Consider the following 17,089-nt stretch of genomic DNA (forward strand, 5'->3'; position numbering starts at 1 on the left):
GCGTGTCAGACTTCTCCCATGAACCGCAAGAGCCGCGAATTCCAGGTCAGCTTCGACGCCCTCGACCCGAAAGCCCTGTCCACCTTCTGGCGCGACGCCCTGGGCTACGTCCACCCCGGCCCTCCCGGGGTCGAGGTGCCCGAGGGCACCGACCCGCTGGACGCGTGGGACGAGTTCCTCGAGCGTGTCGGTATGCCCGTGGAGCAGCGCAATAGCCGCTCGGCCCTCGAAGACCCGGCGGGCGAAGGGCCCAGGATCTTCTTCCAGCAGGTCCCGGAGGACAAGATCGCGAAGAACCGCGTCCACCTCGACATCCGCGCCGCTCCCGGCCTGCAGGGAGACGAGCGCATGGCGGCGCTCGAAGCCGAATGCGACCGTCTCGTCGCCCTGGGCGCGACGCGAGTGAAGCGTTTCGAGCCCGAGCAGCCGTTGAGCCTCGGCTTCATCGTGATGAACGACCCCGAGGGCAACGAGTTCTGCCTAGACTGACGTCACCGCGATCGCGTTGTCCTCCAGGGATCCGAAGTAGAGGGTCCCGGCCCGCTCGCGGACGCCGACGAGCACGTGGAACCCGTCGATCTCCCCGCGCAGTTCGTGGACGAGCTTCCCGTCCGGAGTCACGCCCCGCACCCCGCATTCCCGCGCGGGTGCGGGCTGGAGGGCCGTCGGCAACGCCCGGACACCGGCCCGCAGCGGCGCGGGGAGCTTCTGCACCAAGGAAAGCGCGGGAACCTTCGGGCTCGCCACGGTGATCCAGATCAGCCCGTCGCTGCCGGTCGAGATGTTGTCGGGATAACCCCACAGATCGTCGACGAGGTAGTCCCGCGTGCCCGCCTTGTCGCCCGTGAGCCATACGCGCGCGACCCGGTAGGCGCCGGTCTCGGCGACGGCCACATAGGACTCGTCGGGCGGCAGCGCGACACCGTTGGCGAACTGGAAACCGTCCGCGAGCTGCTCGATCTTCCCGTCCGGTGTGCGCCGCAGGAGCCGTCCGCCGCCGGTCTGCTCGATCAGGTCGTCGCGCCATTTCTCGATGCCGAAGCGGCGCGACGAGTCGGTGAAGTACACCGTGCCGTCGGAGGCGACGGCGGCGTTGTTGCAGAACACGAAGTCGAGCCCCACCGCCGAAGTCGCCAGCGTGGTGACCGGGCCGCCCGCGAGCGGCATGGTGAGCAGACCGGCCTTGGCGTCGCAGATCAGGAGGTCTTCGCCGTAGAACTCCAGGCCCAGCGGACGGCCGCCGGTGTCGCCGAGGACGTCGATCCGCTTGCCGTCCGGCGTGACGCGCAGGATCCGCCCGTCGTCGACGCCGGTGTAGATCCGCCCCTGGTCGTCGACCACGACGTCCTCGGGACCGTGCCCGTTGACCGGGATGACCGTGACCTCGCCGAACGCCATCGCGTGTCTCCTAGTGTCGCGCACCGGAATGCGGTGCATGAGTCGGTGGATCCAGGTTTCCGCTGGCGGTGTTGCCGGTTCGTCCTCGTACCGGGTTGTACTCGGGCGGACCGGCAATGCCGCCAGCGGGAAGCTGGGCCGCCGAATCGTGTGCCGCATTCCGGTGCGCGACACTAGCGATAAGTGAGCAGTTGTGCGGCTTCCGCCTCGAAATGCGGATGTTCGTTGAACGACAACAGGGTCACCCCACCGCGTCCGGACACCAGTTTGGTGATGCCCGCGTTCACGGTGACCCGGTTCAGTTTCAGCAGCCCCGCCTCCGGCGTGCCCATGAGCGCGCCGCAGACCGTCGCGATCACACCACCGGAGCTGAAGACGACGGCGTGCTCACCCTTGCCCAGCGACGCCACGACATCGGCCAGCGCGCCCTTGACCCGCTCCAGGAACCGGGGCCAGGTTTCGGCACACGGACTCGAATCCCCTGCCGACACCCACGCGTTCAGGGCACCGTCCAAAGCGGCCTGATACGCCCGCGAGTCGGTCTGCTGGACACCGGCGGCGTGATACTTCGCGATGTCGACGTGGTCGTACTCGTTCCAGCGCTCGTCCTCGACGACGGCGATGCCGGAGCCGAGCACCTTCAACGCCGTCGCGGCGGTGTCCCGTTGGCGGGCAAGGGAACCCGCCCGCGCCTGGGTGAATTCGACACCTCGACGGAGCAGTTCCTCACCGACCACAGTGGACTGTTCGAAACCGCGCGGCGAGAGCTGGTCGTAGTTCTCCGCGCCGAACGACGCCTGCCCGTGCCGGACCAGATAGATCGCGCCCATCTACGCGGTTCCTCCTCCGATGATCCGGCGGCAGCGGCCGTCGAGGTAGCCGACGAACTGCCAGAGGTCCTTCAGCGCCGGATTGGTCGTCTGTCCCGCGTGGTAGCGGTAGTAGATCTGCTGGATCACCACCGCGAGCCGGAACAGGCCGTACACCTCGTAAAACGTCCAGTCGCCGATTTCGAGACCGGACCGCTCCGCGTACCGTCGCACGAATTCCTCGCGCGTGTACATCCCCGGCAGGTGCGTCGGCTGACGACGGCTGAGCTTCATGACGTCGTCATCGTCGTCCTGCACCCAGTACGCCAGGGTGCTGCCCAGTTCCATCAGCGGATCGCCGAGGGTGGCCATCTCCCAGTCGAGCACGCCGACGATGCCGAGATCGTCGTCGAGCACCAGGTTGTCGAGCCGGTAGTCGTTGTGGATCAGGCAGATCTTGACCTCGGGCGGCTGGTTCTCCTTCAGCCACGCCATCACCTCGGCGCAGTCCGGGACGTTCTCCGTGCGGGCCTTGAGGAATCGCTCCGACCAGCCGCGCACCTGACGCTCGACGTAGCCGGCGCCCTTGCCGAGGTCGGCCAGCCCGGCGGCCTCGACGTCGACGGCGTGCAGCTCGACGAGCCGGTCGACGACCTTGCCGCACAGTTCGCGCGCGCTCTCGGGCGGCAGGTCGAAACCGGCGGGCAGATCTCCGCGCAGGATCAGGCCTTCGAGCCGCTCCATCACGTAGAAGTCGCCGCCGAGCACGGTTTCGTCGTCGCAGAAGGCGAGAACCTCGGGCACGTAAGGGAAGACCGGCCGCAACGCCTGCTGGACCCGGAACTCGCGGCGCATGTCGTGCGCGGATGCGGCCTTGTGCCCGACCGGCGGACGCCGCAGGATCAGCTCGCGATCCGGATAGGTCAGCAGGTACGTGAGGTTCGAGGCGCCACCGGGGAACTGGCGGACCCCGGGCGGCGCATCGCCGAGCCCGGGCACCCGCGCGGCCAGCCAGGCGTGCACCGCGGCCGGGTCGAACGAGTCCTCTCCGCGTACCTCGACGGTCTTGTCCGCGGCCAAGGTCATCCGAACTTCTTCAGCATCGACGCCGGGACGAACGGGAAGAGCTTCGAAAGCACGCTCCACGGCCACGTCGGCACGAACGCCTTCGCCGTCTCGGATTCGATCGCCTTCACGAGCGCCTGCGCGCCCGGCTCCGCCCTGACGGCGCCCGGAAGCTTCGAGATGTCTTCGTTCATCTCCGATTCGATGAACCCGGGGTGCAGCGTGGTGACCTTGATCGGGGTCTTCAGCAGCTCGATCCGGGTTCCCTCGGCGAACGCCGAGATACCCGCCTTCGAGGCGGCGTACGCGGTGGCGTTGCCGGGCACACCGCGAAGCGCGAGGAACGAGGACACGACCACGAGATGGCCGTCCTTCTGCTTGCGGAAGATGCCGACGGCGGCCTCGATCTGGGCGGCCGCGGCGAGGAAGTTCGTCTGAAGGGTCTCGCGGTTCGCGTCGAAGCGGCCGGTGCCGATCCGCTGCCCCTTGCCGAGTCCCGCGTTCACGATCACGCGATCGAGGGAGCCGAGCTCCTCGCGGAACTCCTCGAAGACGGCGAAGACCTGGTCGTGGTCGTTCACGTCGAGCTTCCGGGTGACCACGGTGATGCCGGGGTACGCCTTCTTGAGCTCCGCGGCGAGGGTTTCGAGCCGGTCGACACGGCGGGCGGCCAACGCCAGGTTGCGGCCTCTCGCGGCGTACTGCCTGGCCATTCCTTCGCCGAGTCCGGAGCTCGCCCCGGTGATCAGGATGTTCTTCCGCAGGACCATGGGCAGGAGCTTACCCGTTGGTAACAAGTCTGGGAGCCCCTTGGACAGGGGGCTGCCCCCGGCGCCTGGAGTTCGCCGGGGGCAGCCTGTCCGCAAGGGTCTTACTTGACCTGGAGCAGCTTGTTCGCCGTTCCACCGGTCGGGTTGCTGATCTTGCCGTCCGCGGCGGCGGCGACGAGACCTTCGGCGACCTGGGCCGGGGTGGCGTCAGGGTGCGCCGAGAGGTACAGCGCGGCGGCACCGGCGACGTGCGGCGCGGCCATCGAGGTACCGCTGATGGTGTTGGTGGCGTCGTCACCGGTGCCCCACGTGGAGGTGATGTCGACACCCGGCGCGTACAGGTCGACGACCGAACCGTAGTTCGAGAAGCTGGCCTGCTTGTCGGTCTTGTCGCTGGCGGCCACCGTGATGGCCTCCTTGACCCTGGCCGGGGAGGTGGTGCCGGCGTCGGAGGACTCGTTGCCCGCCGCGAGCGCGAAGGTCACGCCCTTGTCGATGGCACCCTTGACCGCCGCGTCCAGGGCGTCGTCCGCGCCGCCGCCCAGGCTCATGTTGGCGACCGACGGGCCCTTGGCGTTCGCCGCGACCCAGTCGACACCGGCGACGACACCCTCGGTGGTGCCGCTGCCGTTGGCGTCCAGCACGCGGACGCCGACGATCTTCACGCCCTTGGCCAGACCGTGGTCCGTGCCGCCGATGGTGCCGGCGACGTGCGTGCCGTGGCCGTGCTCGTCATTGGGGGTGTCGTCGTTGTCGACGAAGTCCTTGCCGCCGGTGGCGCGGTCACCGAAGTCCTTGTGCGAGCCGCGGACACCGGTGTCGATGACGTAGGCGGTGACGTTGTCGGCCTTCACCGGGTAGGTGTACTTGTTGTCGAGCGGAAGGTCCGCCTGGTCGACCCGGTCCAGACCCCACGAGGGCGGGTTGTCCTGGGTCTCGCTGATCTTGAACGTCTTGTTCTGGACGACGTAGGCGACCTGCGGGTCGGCGGCCAGACGCTTCGCGGCGGCCTCGTCGGCCTTGATCGAGAAGCCGTTCAGCGCCGAGCCGAAGGTGCGGGACAGCGTGGTGCCGTACTGACCGGTGAGGCCCTGTGCCTTGGCGGCCACGTTCGCGGTGATCTCGCTCGCCGCGGCGACGCCCTGGCCGACCGCGGTGGGCTTGAGGACGACGATGTAGCTGCCGCCGACCGCGTTGGCCGCACCCGCGCCGCGGATCTCGCCCTGCTGGTCGGCATTGGCCGCACCCGCGCCGAACGTGGCGACCGCCGCGGTCACACCGGCGAGGGCGACTCCCGCCACGAGGCCGCTACGGGTCTTTCGGGACTTCAGGTTCTTCCGGGACTTGCTCACTGGTTCCCTTCCTGCCGCGCCGTGCGGATCACCCGGGAGGATGATCGTTGTTGAGAGCCATGCAAGCCGGTGCGCAGGTGGCCGGGCAATGATTCACAGTTACCAGTACTAGGCCATACGGAGTAACGACGCTCGTCCGGAAAGTCGTTTTCGCCTGGCAGAAGGCGCCCCTGAAGCGTTACCTCAGACTGTTAAAGTTATTCGTGTTGTTATCAACCGGGCGGTGTCAGGGAACGGCAGACGGGGGCGGTCGGGCAGCATATGGTGGCGGGGAGCGCGGCGGACCGAGTGACCACGGACGATGAAGATCAACCGCGTACCGCGTTCGCCACCGCGTTGCGATCGGCCATCGCCACGAGCGGCCTGAGTCTCGACCGTATCCAAGCCCGGCTGCTCTCGCGCGGCGCGTCGGTGAGCGTGACCGCGCTGAGTTACTGGCAATCGGGCAAACGTCAGCCGGAACGGCAGAGTTCGCTGTCCGCCGTCCGGGTGCTCGAAGAGGTGCTGGCGATCCCCGCCGGATCGCTGCTCAGCCTCCTGCCGCCGCCGCGGCCGCGCGGGGCGTCGTCACGCCGCAGCCGGGCCACCACCGAGCAGCCGCTGACCTTCCCGCTCGAAGCGCTCCAGGCGTTGCTGGAGAAGGTCGGCGCGCCCAACGCGCTCGAACAACACCATCAGCTGAAACTCGTCGGCCTGCACGACCTGTGCGAGATCGCCGAGGACGGCGGGCAACGCGCGGTGACCGCGCGGGCGGTGTTCCAGGCGGGCGCGGACGGGCAGGACCGCTGGCTGCTGGTGTACGCCCAGGGCGACCCGGAAGCGGGGCCGCCGGTGCTGAACACCCTGCGCAACTGCCACGTCGGACGTGCCGAGGTCGACGACGAGCACGGGCTCACGGTGGCCGAACTGCTCTTCGACCGGCCCATCGATCGTGGCGAGACTCACCTGATCGAATATTCGCTGACCAACCCCGGGCCGCCGTACCCGGAATGCCGGAACACGCATTACCGCGAGTTCCGGCGTCCCGTGCGCGAGTACCTGCTGGAGGTCCGGTTCGACCCGGAGTCCAGCCCGGCGAAGTGCTGGCAGTATTCGCGCCAGGGCACGTCGCCGCTGGACCGGAAGGAACTCAAACCGGACCAGGGCAACGGTGTCCACGCCGTCGCGCTCGACTTCGGCCCCGGCGTGTTCGGCATCGACTGGGAGTACTAGTGGAGCTTGTTGCGCAGCACCTTCCCGGTCGCGTTGCGCGGTAGCTCGTCGAGGAACTCCACGTCACGCGGCACCTTGTACCGGGCGAGGTTCGCCTTGACGTACTCGCGCACGCCGTCGACGTCCAGCTCCGACTTCTCGGCCCGCACCACGAACGCTTTCAGCCGCTGCCCGAATTCGGGATCCTCGACCCCGACGACCGCGGCCTCGATCACGTCTTCGCGTTCGACCAGGAGGTTCTCCACCTCGATCGGGAAGACGTTCTCGCCGCCCGAGACGATCATCTCGTCGTCACGGCCGTCGATGAACAGCAGGCCGTCCTCGTCGAAGTGGCCGACGTCGCCGCTGGAGAGCAGCCCGTCGATGATCTCCTTGTTGCGCCCGTCGGTGTAGCCCTGGAAGCTCAGCCCGCTGCCGACGAACACCCGGCCGGTGACATGCGGCTCGGTGATCTTGCCGCCCTTTTCGTCGTACAGCGCCACTTTGCAGCCCACCGGCGCGCGGCCGACGGTGCCCGGCGCCTTGCGCCAGTCCTCGGGCGTCGCGACCGTCGCGACCGCGACCTCGGTGGAGCCGTAGAGGTTGTGCACGACGTCGCCGAACGCGGCGGTCGCGCGGTTCCCGAGATCCGGGGACAGCGCGGAGCCGGCCACGAAGATGATCCGCAGGCTCGACGTGTCGTATTTGGCGCGGATCTCCTCGGGCAGGTCGACGATGCGCTGCAGCATCGTCGGCACGAGGACCAGCGTGGTGCAGCGGTTCTCCGCGACGCCGCGCAACGTCTCCTCCGGCACGAACTTGCGCCGCATGACGACCTTCGAACCGAGCGCGAAGGACAGGATGAACTGCGACAACCCGGTGCCGTGGAACAGCGGCGCGCCCATGTAGGTCGCCTCGCCGGTGCGCAGCGGGATGCGGTCGAGGAACTGCGCGGAGGCGAGCGCGGAGGTGTGCGGCCGCGGCGCGCCCTTCGGCGTTCCCGTGGTGCCGCTGGTCAGCAGGATGAATCCGCCGGGTTTGGCGGGCGCGGGCCAGGGACGGTCGTCGGTGCTGGCGACCAATTCGGCGACGACCGGGATGCCGGCCGGGCGCGCGGTGTCCGAATCGACCCAGGCGAGGTAATGCTCGACGTCGCCCTCGACGGCGTCCAGCAGCTCGGTGAACTCCTGGTCGTACACGAGCGCCGTGACGCCTTCACGCTTCGCGACGTCCGCGAGCTGGGGTTTGGCGAACCCAGTGTTCATCAGCAGCAGCTTGGCGCCGAGTTTGCCCGAGGCGAGCATCGTCAGCACGAGACCGCGGTGGTCGCGGCACAGCGCGGCGATCACCGAACCCGGGCCGAGGCCGCGTTCGGACCACGCCCTGGCCAGCGCGTTCGACTGGGTGTCGAGCTGTTTGAAGGTCAGCGGCCCCAGCTCGTCGATGATGCCGGTCGCGGTCGGGTCGCGGCGGGCGGCGATCATGTTCGCCCCGGCGAACGGGCCCCACTTCCGCACCATGACCAGCGAACGCAGGCCCTCGTCCACCCGCGGGATCGGGAGCAGGCCCGCTTGCCGCATCACGTCGATGCTGCGCACGGTCTCGGTCACCTTGCCCGCCACCAGGGTGGCGAGGCCGGTGGGGTTTCTCATCCGGGCACCTCCGTTGCTGCTGCGGCGAGACACCATGCCACCGGCGGTTCGCGTACCGGCGGTATGGGGTTGCTACTCGACAGTAGCCGACCGATAGCGCAGGCGCACTAGCCGTCTGGTGACAGAAATGTCGGAGGGAACCACCACAATGTGAGTGTGCAGGCGATCGCAGGTCAAGAGGAGGATGGCGACTTCGCGATCGCACTTTCCGGGCAGCCGCCGCGGCGCAGTCTGAAGCTCGCGGAGTTCGTCGCCGAAGTACGCGATCTGGAGGCGGAGCACTCACCCCGTTGGGTGTTCCCGTCGGTCGAAGGAACGTATCCCGCGTTGATCAAGGCGGGCGTCCGGGTGCGGCGCTGTCATGACCTGACACTGATCGAGGGCTTGCTCCTGGCCCACGAGGGGCGGCCGCAGGAGTCGCGAAGCCTGCGCGCGGCGCTGGCCAGGGCGAACGGGCAGGAGGCGCCCGCCGACGAGCCGCCGCTCTGGGCCGAGGACGACCAGCCGACGCTGTTCGAGACGCGCGGCCCGCGGCTGCCCGCCGGCGTCACGGTGATCGACGCGGCGCGCCGGGTGCTGGCCGAGCAGGAGAAACGGGTCGCGCTGACCGATCATCCGGAGCGGCTCCGGCTGCTTTTCGCGGCGGAGTCGGCGAGCGCGCTGGCGGCCGCGGAGATGTCGGCCGACGGCTTGCCCTGGCGGGCGGACCTGCATTTGGCGTTGCTCGCCGAGCAGCTCGGCCCCCGCGTCCCGGCCGGGCACCGGCCGAAACGGCTGGTCGAGCTGGCGGCGAAGATCAGCGACGCGTTCGGCGGACGCCCGGTCAACCCGGACGCCCCGGCCAGCGTCGTCCGCGCGCTCGGCCGGGAGGGCATCGAGGTCTCGTCGGCGAGGAAGTACCTGCTGCGCGACATCGACCACCCCGCCGTCCCGCCGCTGCTGGAGTACAAGGAGCTCGCGCGGCTGCATTCGGCCAACGGCTGGACCTGGCTCGACGAGTGGGTGCGCGACGGCCGGTTCCGCCCGCATTACGTCGTCGGCGGGGTCGTCTCCGGCCGGTGGGCGAGCCGGGGCGGGGGCGCGCTGCAGATCCCGAAGGTCCTGCGGACCTGTGTCCGGGCCGATCCGGGCTGGAAGCTGGTGGTCGCCGACGCCGCGCAGCTGGAGCCGCGGGTGCTGACGGCGTTGTCCGGGGACCGCAAGCTCGCCGACGTCGCCGCGGCCACGGATCTGTACGCGAGCCTCGCCGAGGCGATGTTTTCCGGCGTGCGCCGGGTGCCCGTGCCCGCATGGGACGACAGGGACGACCGGGACCGCGCGAAGATCGCGATGCTGTCGGCGATGTACGGCGGCACGTCCGGCGAGGCCGGGCCGCTGCTGGCGTTGCTGCGCACCAGGTTCCCGGACGCGGTGTCCTATGTGGAGCGTGCCGCGCAGGCCGGGGAACGCGGGGAGCGTGTCCGCTCGCGGCTGGGCCGGACGTCGCCCGCGCCGTCGGAGGCGTGGCGCGCGCTGACCGGCGGGGTCGCGGCGGACGAGGCAGGCGAACTGAAGGCGCGCCAGGCGTCGCGCAACTGGGGCCGGTTCACCCGCAACTTCGTCGTGCAGGCGAGTGCGGCGGACATGACCGCGGTCCTGCTGGCGACCCTGCGGGGCAGGCTCCCCGCCCCCGCGCATCTGGTGTTCTTCCAGCACGACGAGGTCTTGGTGCACACCCCGGCCGAGTTCGCCGACGAGGTCTCGCAGTCCATTGTGGACAGCATGGCCGAGGCGGCGCGGCTGCTCTTCGGGGCCGCTTGCCCGGTCCGGTTCCCGTTGCACATCGCCGCCGTGGACACCTACGCCGACGCCAAGTGAGTTCCGCCCCCAATCACGCGAGTTCGCCGTCTGATCACGCGAGTTCGCCGTCTGATCACGCGAGTTCGCCGTCTGATCACGCGTGTCGTCCGTTCAATCACGCGAGTTCCGCTTTCCCTGCCACGGAACACGTGTGATCAGGCGGCGAACTCGCGTGATCAGATGGACGACACGCGTGATTGGGGGCGGGACTCGCGTGATTGAACGGCGAACTCGCATTCAGAGGACTAAATGCGGGCGGCGTCGTCCAGGGCCTTGATGACGCGCTTCAGGGAGACGGGGTGGGCGGTGCCCAGCGTCTGGGCGAAGAAGCTCACCCGCAGTTCCTCGATCATCCACCGGATCTCCCGCAGCGCGGGCGACGAAGTGCCCGGCGGGAGCGCGTCCAGCGCGGCCTGGTACTCGTTGCGCAGCCAGGCGATGTCACCGGTGCGCTGGATGTCCCGGGTCGGCTCGGTCGGGAGCTTCTCCAGCCGCCGCTCGATCCCCCGCAGGTACCGGACGACGTGCTTGAGCCTGTCCTGCCCCATTTCGGTGACGAAACCCTTGTGCACCAACCCGTCCAGCTGCGCGCGGACGTCGGCGAGCGAGTCCTTCGGGCCGCGGGTGTCGGCCAGCCGGGTCTCGACGTCGTTGGCCGCGCGCAGGATCTTCTCGACGTTGGTCAGCACGTCGAGCACCCCCGCGTTCAAGCCCGCGCGCACCTTTTCCAGCAGTACGGCGAAACCGGCCTCGTCCCAACGTGGTCCGCCGTTGTCGGCCACGAGCTTGTCGACCGCGCAATCCACGCAGTCTTCGAGCAACGCCGCCACCGAGCCGTGCGGATTCCGGTTCAGCACGAGTTTCGACGAGTTGCCGAGGTTGCGGGTGATGAACTTCATCGGCGACGGGATGTTCAGCCGCAGCATCCGCCGCGTGCCCGCCCACATCGACTGTTCCTGCTGGCCCGGCGTGTCCAGCAGCCGCACCGCCACGGAACCGCCTTCGTCGACCAGCGCCGGATACGCCTTGACGTCGTGCCCGCGCTGCTTGCTCGCGAACACCTTCGGTAGTTCGCCGAACGCGGGCGTCGTCAGGCCCTCGCGCTCGATGCTGTCGGCGGCCTTGGAGATCGTCGCGCGCACCTGGCCGCTCAGATCCCGTTTGAGCGCCTCGATGTCCTTGCCTTCGGACACCTTCTTGCCGCGCACGTCGACGACACGGAACGTCATCTTCAAATGCTCAGGCACCGCCGACAGCTGCCACGCGTCATCCGGGATCACCACTCCGCGCAACGCTTCCAGCTCGTCGGCGACGGCGTGCAGCAGCGGACCGTCGGCCGGGCCGACCCTCGACAACACCAGTTTCGCGTGGTCGGGGGCAGGCACGAAGTTGCGCCGGATCGCCTTGGGCAGCGACTTGATCAGCTGCGTCACCAGCTCTTCGCGCAGGCCGGGGACCTGCCAGTCGAAGCCGTCCGCCGTGACCTGGTTCAGCACCGGCAGCGGGATGTGCACGGTGACGCCGTCCGCGTCGGCACCCGGCTCGAACTGGTACGTGAGCTTGAAGGTCTGCGTGCCCTGCGTCCAGAAGTCGGGGTAGTCGGCCTCGCGTACGCCACCCGCGGTCTCGTTGATGAGCATCGTCTTCTCGAAGCTCAGCAGGTCGGGCTCGGTGTGCCGCGCCTTCTTCCACCAGCTGTCGAAATGCCGCGCGGAGACGACGTCGGCCGGGACGCGCTGGTCGTAGAACTCGAACAACGTCTCGTCGTCGACCAGGATGTCGCGACGGCGGGCCCGGTTCTCCAGGTCCTCGACCTCGTCGAGCAGCGCGCGGTTCTCGCGGAAGAAGTGGTGGCGGGTCTCCCAGTCGCCCTCGACCAGCGCGTGCCGGATGAACAGCTCGCGGCTCACCTCGGGATCGATGCGCCCGTAGTTCACCCGGCGGTCGGCGACGAGCGGGACGCCGTACAGCGTCACCTTCTCCGTCGCCATCACCGCGCCCTGCTTGCGCTCCCAGTGCGGCTCGGAGTAGTTCCGCTTCACGACGTGCCCGGCGAGCGGCTCGACCCATTCCGGCTCGATCCGCGCGTTGACGCGGCCCCACAGGCGCGAGGTCTCGACCAGTTCGGCCGACATGACGAACCGCGGCTGCTTCTTGAACAACGCCGACCCCGGGAACACCGAGAACCGCGCCCCGCGTGCGCCGAGGTAGTCGCCCTTGGCCGGATCCTTGAGGCCGACATGCGACAACAGCCCGGCGATCAGCGACGTGTGCACACGTTGCGGATCGGCCGGGCCGGAGGTACTGAGCGTGATGCCGAGCGGTTTGGCCAGCTGACGCAGCTGGCTGAAGATGTCCTGCCATTCGCGGATACGCAGGTAGTTCAGGTACTCGTTGCGGCACATCCGGCGGAACTGGTTGGTGGACAACGCCTTCTGCTGCTCGCTGACGTACTCCCACAGGTTGAGGTACGCCAGGAAGTCCGACGTCTTGTCCGCGAACCGCGCGTGCTGCTCGTCCGCCGCCTGCTGCTTCTCCGCCGGCCGCTCACGCGGGTCCTGAATGGACAGTGCGGCCGCGATGATCATCACTTCGCGGACGCAGCCGTTGCGCGAGGCCTCCAGCACCATCCGCGCCATCCGCGGGTCCACCGGGAGCAGCGCGAGTTTGCGGCCGGTCTCGGTGAGCTTCTTGCCGTCCGACATCTCGAACGCGCCGAGCTCCTGCAGCAGCTGGACACCGTCGGTGACCTGACGGCGATCCGGCGGCTCGACGAACGGGAACGCCGCGATGTCGCCGAGGCCGAGCGAGGTCATCTGCAGGATGACCGAAGCGAGGTTGGTCCGCAGGATCTCCGGATCGGTGAACTCGGGCCGCGCGTCGAAGTCGTCCTCGGAGTACAGGCGGATGCAGATACCGTCCGACGTCCGGCCGCAGCGGCCCTTGCGCTGGTTCGCCGACGCCTGCGAGACCGGCTCGATCGGCAGCCGCTGCACCTTGGTGCGATGGCTGTACCGCGAGATCCGCGCGGTACCGGGGTCGACGACGTACTTGATACCCGGCACGGTCAGCGACGTCTCGGCGACGTTCGTCGCGAGTACGACGCGCCGCCCGGTGTGTCGCTGGAACACCCGATGCTGGTCCGACGACGAAAGCCGCGCGTACAGCGGCAGGATCTCGGTGTTCCTCAGGTCCTGTTTGGACAGCGCGTCCGCCGCGTCGCGGATCTCCCGCTCGCCGGAGAGGAACACCAGGATGTCGCCCGGTCCCTCGTGCTGGAGTTCGTCGACGGCGTCGCAGATGGCCTGTGTCTGGTCCCGGTCCTGATCGGCGTCCGGATCGTCCGGGTCGATGATCGGCCGGTACCGGACCTCGACCGGATACGTCCGGCCGGAGACCTCCACGATCGGCGCGTCGTCGAAGTGCTTGGAGAACCGCTCCGGGTCGATCGTCGCCGAGGTGATGATCACCTTGAGGTCGGGGCGCCGCGGCAGGAGCTGCTTGACGTAGCCGAGGATGAAGTCGATGTTGAGGCTGCGCTCGTGCGCCTCGTCGATGATCAGCGTGTCGTACTGCCGCAGCATCCGGTCGGTCTGGATCTCGGCGAGCAGGATGCCGTCGGTCATCAGCTTGACCAGCGTGTCCTGGCCGGACTGGTCGGTGAACCGGACCTTGTAGCCGACGGTCTCGCCGAGTTCGGTGTTCAGCTCGGAGGCGATGCGATCGGCGACCGTGCGCGCGGCCAGCCGCCGCGGCTGCGTGTGCCCGATCTGGCCCCGGATGCCGCGGCCGAGTTCGAGGCAGATCTTGGGCAGCTGGGTCGTCTTGCCCGACCCGGTCTCCCCCGCGACGATCACCACCTGGTGGTCGCGGATGGCCTCGGCGATCTCGTCCTTCCGCTGGCTGACGGGCAGCTCTTCGGGGAAGGAGATCTTCGGGACGCCGTCCCGCCTACGCGTGATCCGGAGTTCCGCGGCCTCGATGTCGGCCTCGATCTGCGCGGTGACGCTCTCGGCGTTACGCGCTTTGCGGGCACCGTCGAGCCGGCGCCGGAGGCGGTGCTCGTCGCGCGACATCAATTCGGGCAGGCGAGCGCGCAGGGCGCCGAGCGGGGAAGGTTGAGCAGCCATGACCGGCACCAGGATAGCCGTGCGTCACGATCCGGGCCTCCGAATATCCCGCACGTCACCACCACCCCACGCATTTCGTCCTCTGGATGCGGTAGTCGGCAGCGCGAACTACCGCATCCAGAGGACTAAATGCGGGTGAGGGAGGCCGGAGTGAGGTCGGCGAGCCGCCGGTGCCCGGACAGGCCCATGGTCAGGTCGAGGTCGGCGAGCAGGCTCCGCAGCACGTGCCGGACGCCGTCCTCCCCCGCGTGCGCCAGGCCGTACACCCACGGCCGCCCGACCAGCACGGCCTTCGCCCCGAGCGCCAACGCCTTGGCGATGTCGGCGCCGGTGCGGATCCCGGAGTCGAACAGGATCTCCAGCCGGTCGCCCACCGCGGCCATGATCTCCGGGAGCGCGTCGAGCGACGCGATCGCGCCGTCGACCTGGCGGCCGCCGTGGTTGGACACGACGATCCCGTCCATCCCGGCGTCCACGGCACGGCGCGCGTCGTCGGGGTGCTGGATGCCCTTGAGCACGATCGGCCCGTCCCAGTGCTCGCGCAGGAACGGCAGCCGGTCCCAGGTGCTGTCGGTGCCGGTGATCATCGAGATCCAGCGCAGGATCGCGGTCGGCGCGTCTTCCTCCGGCGTCTTCTCCAGCAGGCCGCGGAACACCGGGTCGCTCAGCGGGACGCCGAGCCCTTCGCCCTTGATGAACGGCAGGTACGCGTGGTCGAGGTCGTTCGGGCGCCACGCGAGCGTCCAGGTGTCGAGGGTGACGACGAGCGTGGTGAACCCGGCGGCCTTCGCCCGCGCCAGGATGCTCGCGCAGACGTCGTTGTCCGTCGGCCAGTACAGCTGGAACCAGCGCGGCCCCTCACCACTGGCCTCGGCGACGTCCTCGATGCTCGTGGACGACGCCGTCGACATGACGTAGGGCAGGCCGACCGACGCCGCGGCCCGCGCGGCCGCCGGTTCGGCGCCCTCGTGGACGATCGACTGGACGCCGACCGGCGCCAGCAGCACCGGCGCCGGAACGGGCGTGCCCAGGACCGTCGTGGACAGATCGCGTTCGGTGGCGCCGGTGAGCATCCGCGGCACCAGGCGCCAGCGGTCGAAGGCCTCGCGGTTGGCCCGGGCGGTGGCGCCGGAACCGGCCGAACCGGCGACGTACCAGAACGGTCCAGGCTCCAGGATCTCCCGCGCCGACTCCTCCAGTTTCGTGGCGTCGGTCGAGCAAGGCGGGAAGGTGCCGCCGAGTCCCTGCAGGTAGATCTCGTTCTGGTAGCCGCCGAACCGCTCCGTCACCCAGGCCTCCTCGTCACGTCGCCCTGGCCGGCTCGTCGCGGCGGGTCGAGCCTCGGACAATACTCGCCGGTAGCAACCAGGTGAGTTTCTCGGAGCGGATGACCGCGACTGGACCGATCACTGCCAGCAGGAGGACGTAGCCCGCGACGAACGGCGCGACCCGCGAGTCGAGCCCGGCCGCGGTCGCCATCGCCGCGAGCACCAGCGAGAACTCGCCCCTGGTGAGCACGGTCAGCCCGATGTTCACCCCGGCCTGGCGATCGAACCCGTTCACCCGCGCGGCCAGCGCGCCCGCGCCCAGGTTCAGCACGATCGTCAGCGCCACCGCGATCAGCACCGGCACGACCACCGAGCCGACCGCGTTCGGGTCGATGCTGAGCCCGAAGATGAAGAAGAACAGCGCGCCGAACGCGTCCCGCAGCGGGAGCACCAGCTTGTGGATACGCGGCGCGACCTTCGAGCCGCCGAGCATCATGCCGACCATGAACGCGCCGATGGCGTCGGACACCCCGACCTCCTCGGCGACGGCGGCGCCCATGACCGCGACCCCGACGAAGCAGACGGTCAGCAGTTCGTCGTCGGCCGAGCCGAACAGCTTCGACACCACACGGCCACCCCAGCGGGCGAGCGCGGCCATCACGATCAGGAACGCGAAGGCCTTGCCGAAGTCGGCGAGCGCCGAACCGAAGCTCCCGGCGCCGGACAGCACCGGCTGCAGCAACGCCAGGTAGAGGGCGAGGAAGATGTCCTCGATCACGATGATGCCCATGATCAGCCGGGATTCGGGGTTGTCCATCCGGCGGGATTCGAGCAGGAGTTTGGTGACGATCGCCGACGACGAGATCCCGATGGCACCGGCGATGACCAGCGCTTCCCTGGTCCCCCAGCCGAGCAGGAAGCCGAAGGCGAGCCCGCCGCCGATGTTCAGGATCAGGTAGATCAGCCCGGACCAGACGAGTTTGCGCCCGCCCTTCGCCAGATCGTCGAGGGAGAACTCGAGGCCGAGGTAGAACAGGAGGAAGACGAGGCCGAGCCCGGCGAGCACACCGAGCTCTTTCGGATCGTCCACAAGGGACAGTCCAGGGGTGTTGGGGCCGAAGACGAAACCGGCCAGCATGAACAGGGGGATCGTGGGCAGCCCGATACGGGCGCCGGCTCTGGCGATGACACCGGCGGCGAGGAACGCCCCGCCGACGGCCAGCAGGGCATGACCGGAACTCATGGAGACCTCCGATGGATGGCTGATGCGGGCAGAAAGACGCCGATCAGCGCGGAGGTGCCCGTGCGGGCGCCTGGGGCACCGCACGGGTGATGACGACGGGTTCGCCCTGCTCAGGGACGTGGCCGGCGTCGGGGAGGTCGACGGTCTCCGCCTCGGCGGGAGCGTCGGCGAGGGGAACGGCCTGCCCGCCGTGGAAGGCGGGCAGCGGATGGGTCGCGAAAACGGCGACGGGATCTTCCTTCGCGGCCCGGCCGTGCCCATGGGGAACGGTCGGTGTCACGAAGGCGAAGACGAGCAAGATCAGCAGGAAGAAGACGGAACGGTGCCGTGCGGCGGGGGCACGGGTGGTCGTCATCTGCCCGCCACTTTACC

General features: G+C 69.1%; 13 protein-coding genes. 3 read left to right on the forward strand and 10 right to left on the reverse strand.

Annotated elements, in window-relative coordinates; translation table 11 throughout:
* The first annotated feature begins 18 nt into the window (after nt 1-18).
* Nucleotides 19-489: a VOC family protein gene (locus ACSMFO_RS28565; protein WP_038517663.1), complete on the forward strand. Its 471-nt coding sequence runs from the start codon at nt 19-21 to the stop codon at nt 487-489.
* Here ACSMFO_RS28565 and ACSMFO_RS28570 read toward each other — a convergent pair.
* From ACSMFO_RS28570 to ACSMFO_RS28590, 5 genes are all read right to left on the reverse strand, one after another.
* Nucleotides 481-1,398 carry an SMP-30/gluconolactonase/LRE family protein gene (locus ACSMFO_RS28570; protein ID WP_038517668.1) on the reverse strand — a complete coding sequence of 306 codons (918 nt, stop codon included), beginning with the start codon at nt 1,396-1,398 and terminating at the stop codon, nt 481-483. The two genes, ACSMFO_RS28565 and ACSMFO_RS28570, sit on opposite strands and share 9 nt — an antisense overlap.
* Before the next feature lie 173 nt (nt 1,399-1,571).
* Nucleotides 1,572-2,228, reverse strand: coding sequence for a histidine phosphatase family protein (locus ACSMFO_RS28575; protein ID WP_063271648.1), 657 nt, complete (start codon nt 2,226-2,228; stop codon nt 1,572-1,574).
* Nucleotides 2,229-3,293, reverse strand: coding sequence for a phosphotransferase family protein (locus tag ACSMFO_RS28580; protein WP_436461168.1), 1,065 nt, complete (start codon nt 3,291-3,293; stop codon nt 2,229-2,231).
* Nucleotides 3,290-4,042 (reverse strand): SDR family oxidoreductase, encoded by a 753-nt coding sequence (locus tag ACSMFO_RS28585; protein WP_360129270.1) that lies wholly within the window; start codon nt 4,040-4,042, stop codon nt 3,290-3,292. Before ACSMFO_RS28585 ends, ACSMFO_RS28580 begins: the two co-directional genes overlap by 4 nt.
* Nucleotides 4,043-4,143: 101 nt before the next feature.
* On the reverse strand, nt 4,144-5,394 hold the full coding sequence (locus tag ACSMFO_RS28590) for a S8 family peptidase (RefSeq protein WP_037346775.1): 1,251 nt from the start codon (nt 5,392-5,394) through the stop codon (nt 4,144-4,146).
* 261 nt (nt 5,395-5,655) lie between these two features.
* Here ACSMFO_RS28590 and ACSMFO_RS28595 point away from each other — a divergent pair, with 261 nt between their 5' ends.
* Nucleotides 5,656-6,606 (forward strand): hypothetical protein, encoded by a 951-nt coding sequence (locus ACSMFO_RS28595; RefSeq protein ID WP_436461169.1) that lies wholly within the window; start codon nt 5,656-5,658, stop codon nt 6,604-6,606.
* Here ACSMFO_RS28595 and ACSMFO_RS28600 read toward each other — a convergent pair.
* Nucleotides 6,603-8,237, reverse strand: coding sequence for an acyl-CoA synthetase (locus tag ACSMFO_RS28600; protein ID WP_037346774.1), 1,635 nt, complete (start codon nt 8,235-8,237; stop codon nt 6,603-6,605). The genes ACSMFO_RS28595 and ACSMFO_RS28600 overlap by 4 nt on opposite strands.
* A 150-nt stretch (nt 8,238-8,387) precedes the next feature.
* Between ACSMFO_RS28600 and ACSMFO_RS28605 the strand changes: the two genes are divergently transcribed.
* Complete coding sequence (locus ACSMFO_RS28605; protein ID WP_436461170.1) at nt 8,388-10,094, forward strand: bifunctional 3'-5' exonuclease/DNA polymerase; 1,707 nt, start codon at nt 8,388-8,390, stop codon at nt 10,092-10,094.
* A 227-nt stretch (nt 10,095-10,321) separates the two neighbouring features.
* Here ACSMFO_RS28605 and hrpA read toward each other — a convergent pair whose 3' ends face one another.
* The 4 genes from hrpA to ACSMFO_RS28625 all read right to left on the reverse strand — a co-directional run bounded on the left by hrpA (nt 10,322) and on the right by ACSMFO_RS28625 (nt 17,072).
* Nucleotides 10,322-14,206, reverse strand: coding sequence for an ATP-dependent RNA helicase HrpA (hrpA, locus tag ACSMFO_RS28610; RefSeq protein WP_436461171.1), 3,885 nt, complete (start codon nt 14,204-14,206; stop codon nt 10,322-10,324).
* A 125-nt stretch (nt 14,207-14,331) separates the two neighbouring features.
* Nucleotides 14,332-15,495 (reverse strand): lactate 2-monooxygenase, encoded by a 1,164-nt coding sequence (locus tag ACSMFO_RS28615; RefSeq protein WP_436461172.1) that lies wholly within the window; start codon nt 15,493-15,495, stop codon nt 14,332-14,334.
* Nucleotides 15,496-15,508: 13 nt separating this feature from the next.
* Nucleotides 15,509-16,717: a cation:proton antiporter gene (locus ACSMFO_RS28620; RefSeq protein ID WP_038517693.1), complete on the reverse strand. Its 1,209-nt coding sequence runs from the start codon at nt 16,715-16,717 to the stop codon at nt 15,509-15,511.
* 43 nt (nt 16,718-16,760) lie between these two features.
* A complete protein-coding gene (locus ACSMFO_RS28625) occupies nt 16,761-17,072 on the reverse strand; it encodes a hypothetical protein (protein ID WP_038517696.1) in 312 nt (103 codons plus the stop codon).
* Between the last annotated feature and the right edge of the window lie 17 nt (nt 17,073-17,089).

Origin of the sequence: Amycolatopsis sp. w19 (assembly GCF_051373225.1) — a bacterium.
Classification (GTDB): domain Bacteria; phylum Actinomycetota; class Actinomycetes; order Mycobacteriales; family Pseudonocardiaceae; genus Amycolatopsis; species Amycolatopsis japonica.

Excerpts from the sequence above, each read along its gene's own strand:
- ACSMFO_RS28595 (WP_436461169.1), top strand. The coding sequence starts at position 5,656 with ATGGTGGCGGGGAGCGCGGCGGACCGAGTGACCACGGACGATGAAGAT.
- ACSMFO_RS28600 (WP_037346774.1), bottom strand. The coding sequence starts at position 8,237 with ATGAGAAACCCCACCGGCCTCGCCACCCTGGTGGCGGGCAAGGTGACC.
- ACSMFO_RS28575 (WP_063271648.1), bottom strand. The coding sequence starts at position 2,228 with ATGGGCGCGATCTATCTGGTCCGGCACGGGCAGGCGTCGTTCGGCGCG.
- ACSMFO_RS28565 (WP_038517663.1), top strand. The coding sequence starts at position 19 with ATGAACCGCAAGAGCCGCGAATTCCAGGTCAGCTTCGACGCCCTCGAC.
- ACSMFO_RS28620 (WP_038517693.1), bottom strand. The coding sequence starts at position 16,717 with ATGAGTTCCGGTCATGCCCTGCTGGCCGTCGGCGGGGCGTTCCTCGCC.
- ACSMFO_RS28570 (WP_038517668.1), bottom strand. The coding sequence starts at position 1,398 with ATGGCGTTCGGCGAGGTCACGGTCATCCCGGTCAACGGGCACGGTCCC.
- hrpA (WP_436461171.1), bottom strand. The coding sequence starts at position 14,206 with ATGGCTGCTCAACCTTCCCCGCTCGGCGCCCTGCGCGCTCGCCTGCCC.
- ACSMFO_RS28585 (WP_360129270.1), bottom strand. The coding sequence starts at position 4,042 with ATGGTCCTGCGGAAGAACATCCTGATCACCGGGGCGAGCTCCGGACTC.
- ACSMFO_RS28625 (WP_038517696.1), bottom strand. The coding sequence starts at position 17,072 with ATGACGACCACCCGTGCCCCCGCCGCACGGCACCGTTCCGTCTTCTTC.
- ACSMFO_RS28580 (WP_436461168.1), bottom strand. The coding sequence starts at position 3,293 with ATGACCTTGGCCGCGGACAAGACCGTCGAGGTACGCGGAGAGGACTCG.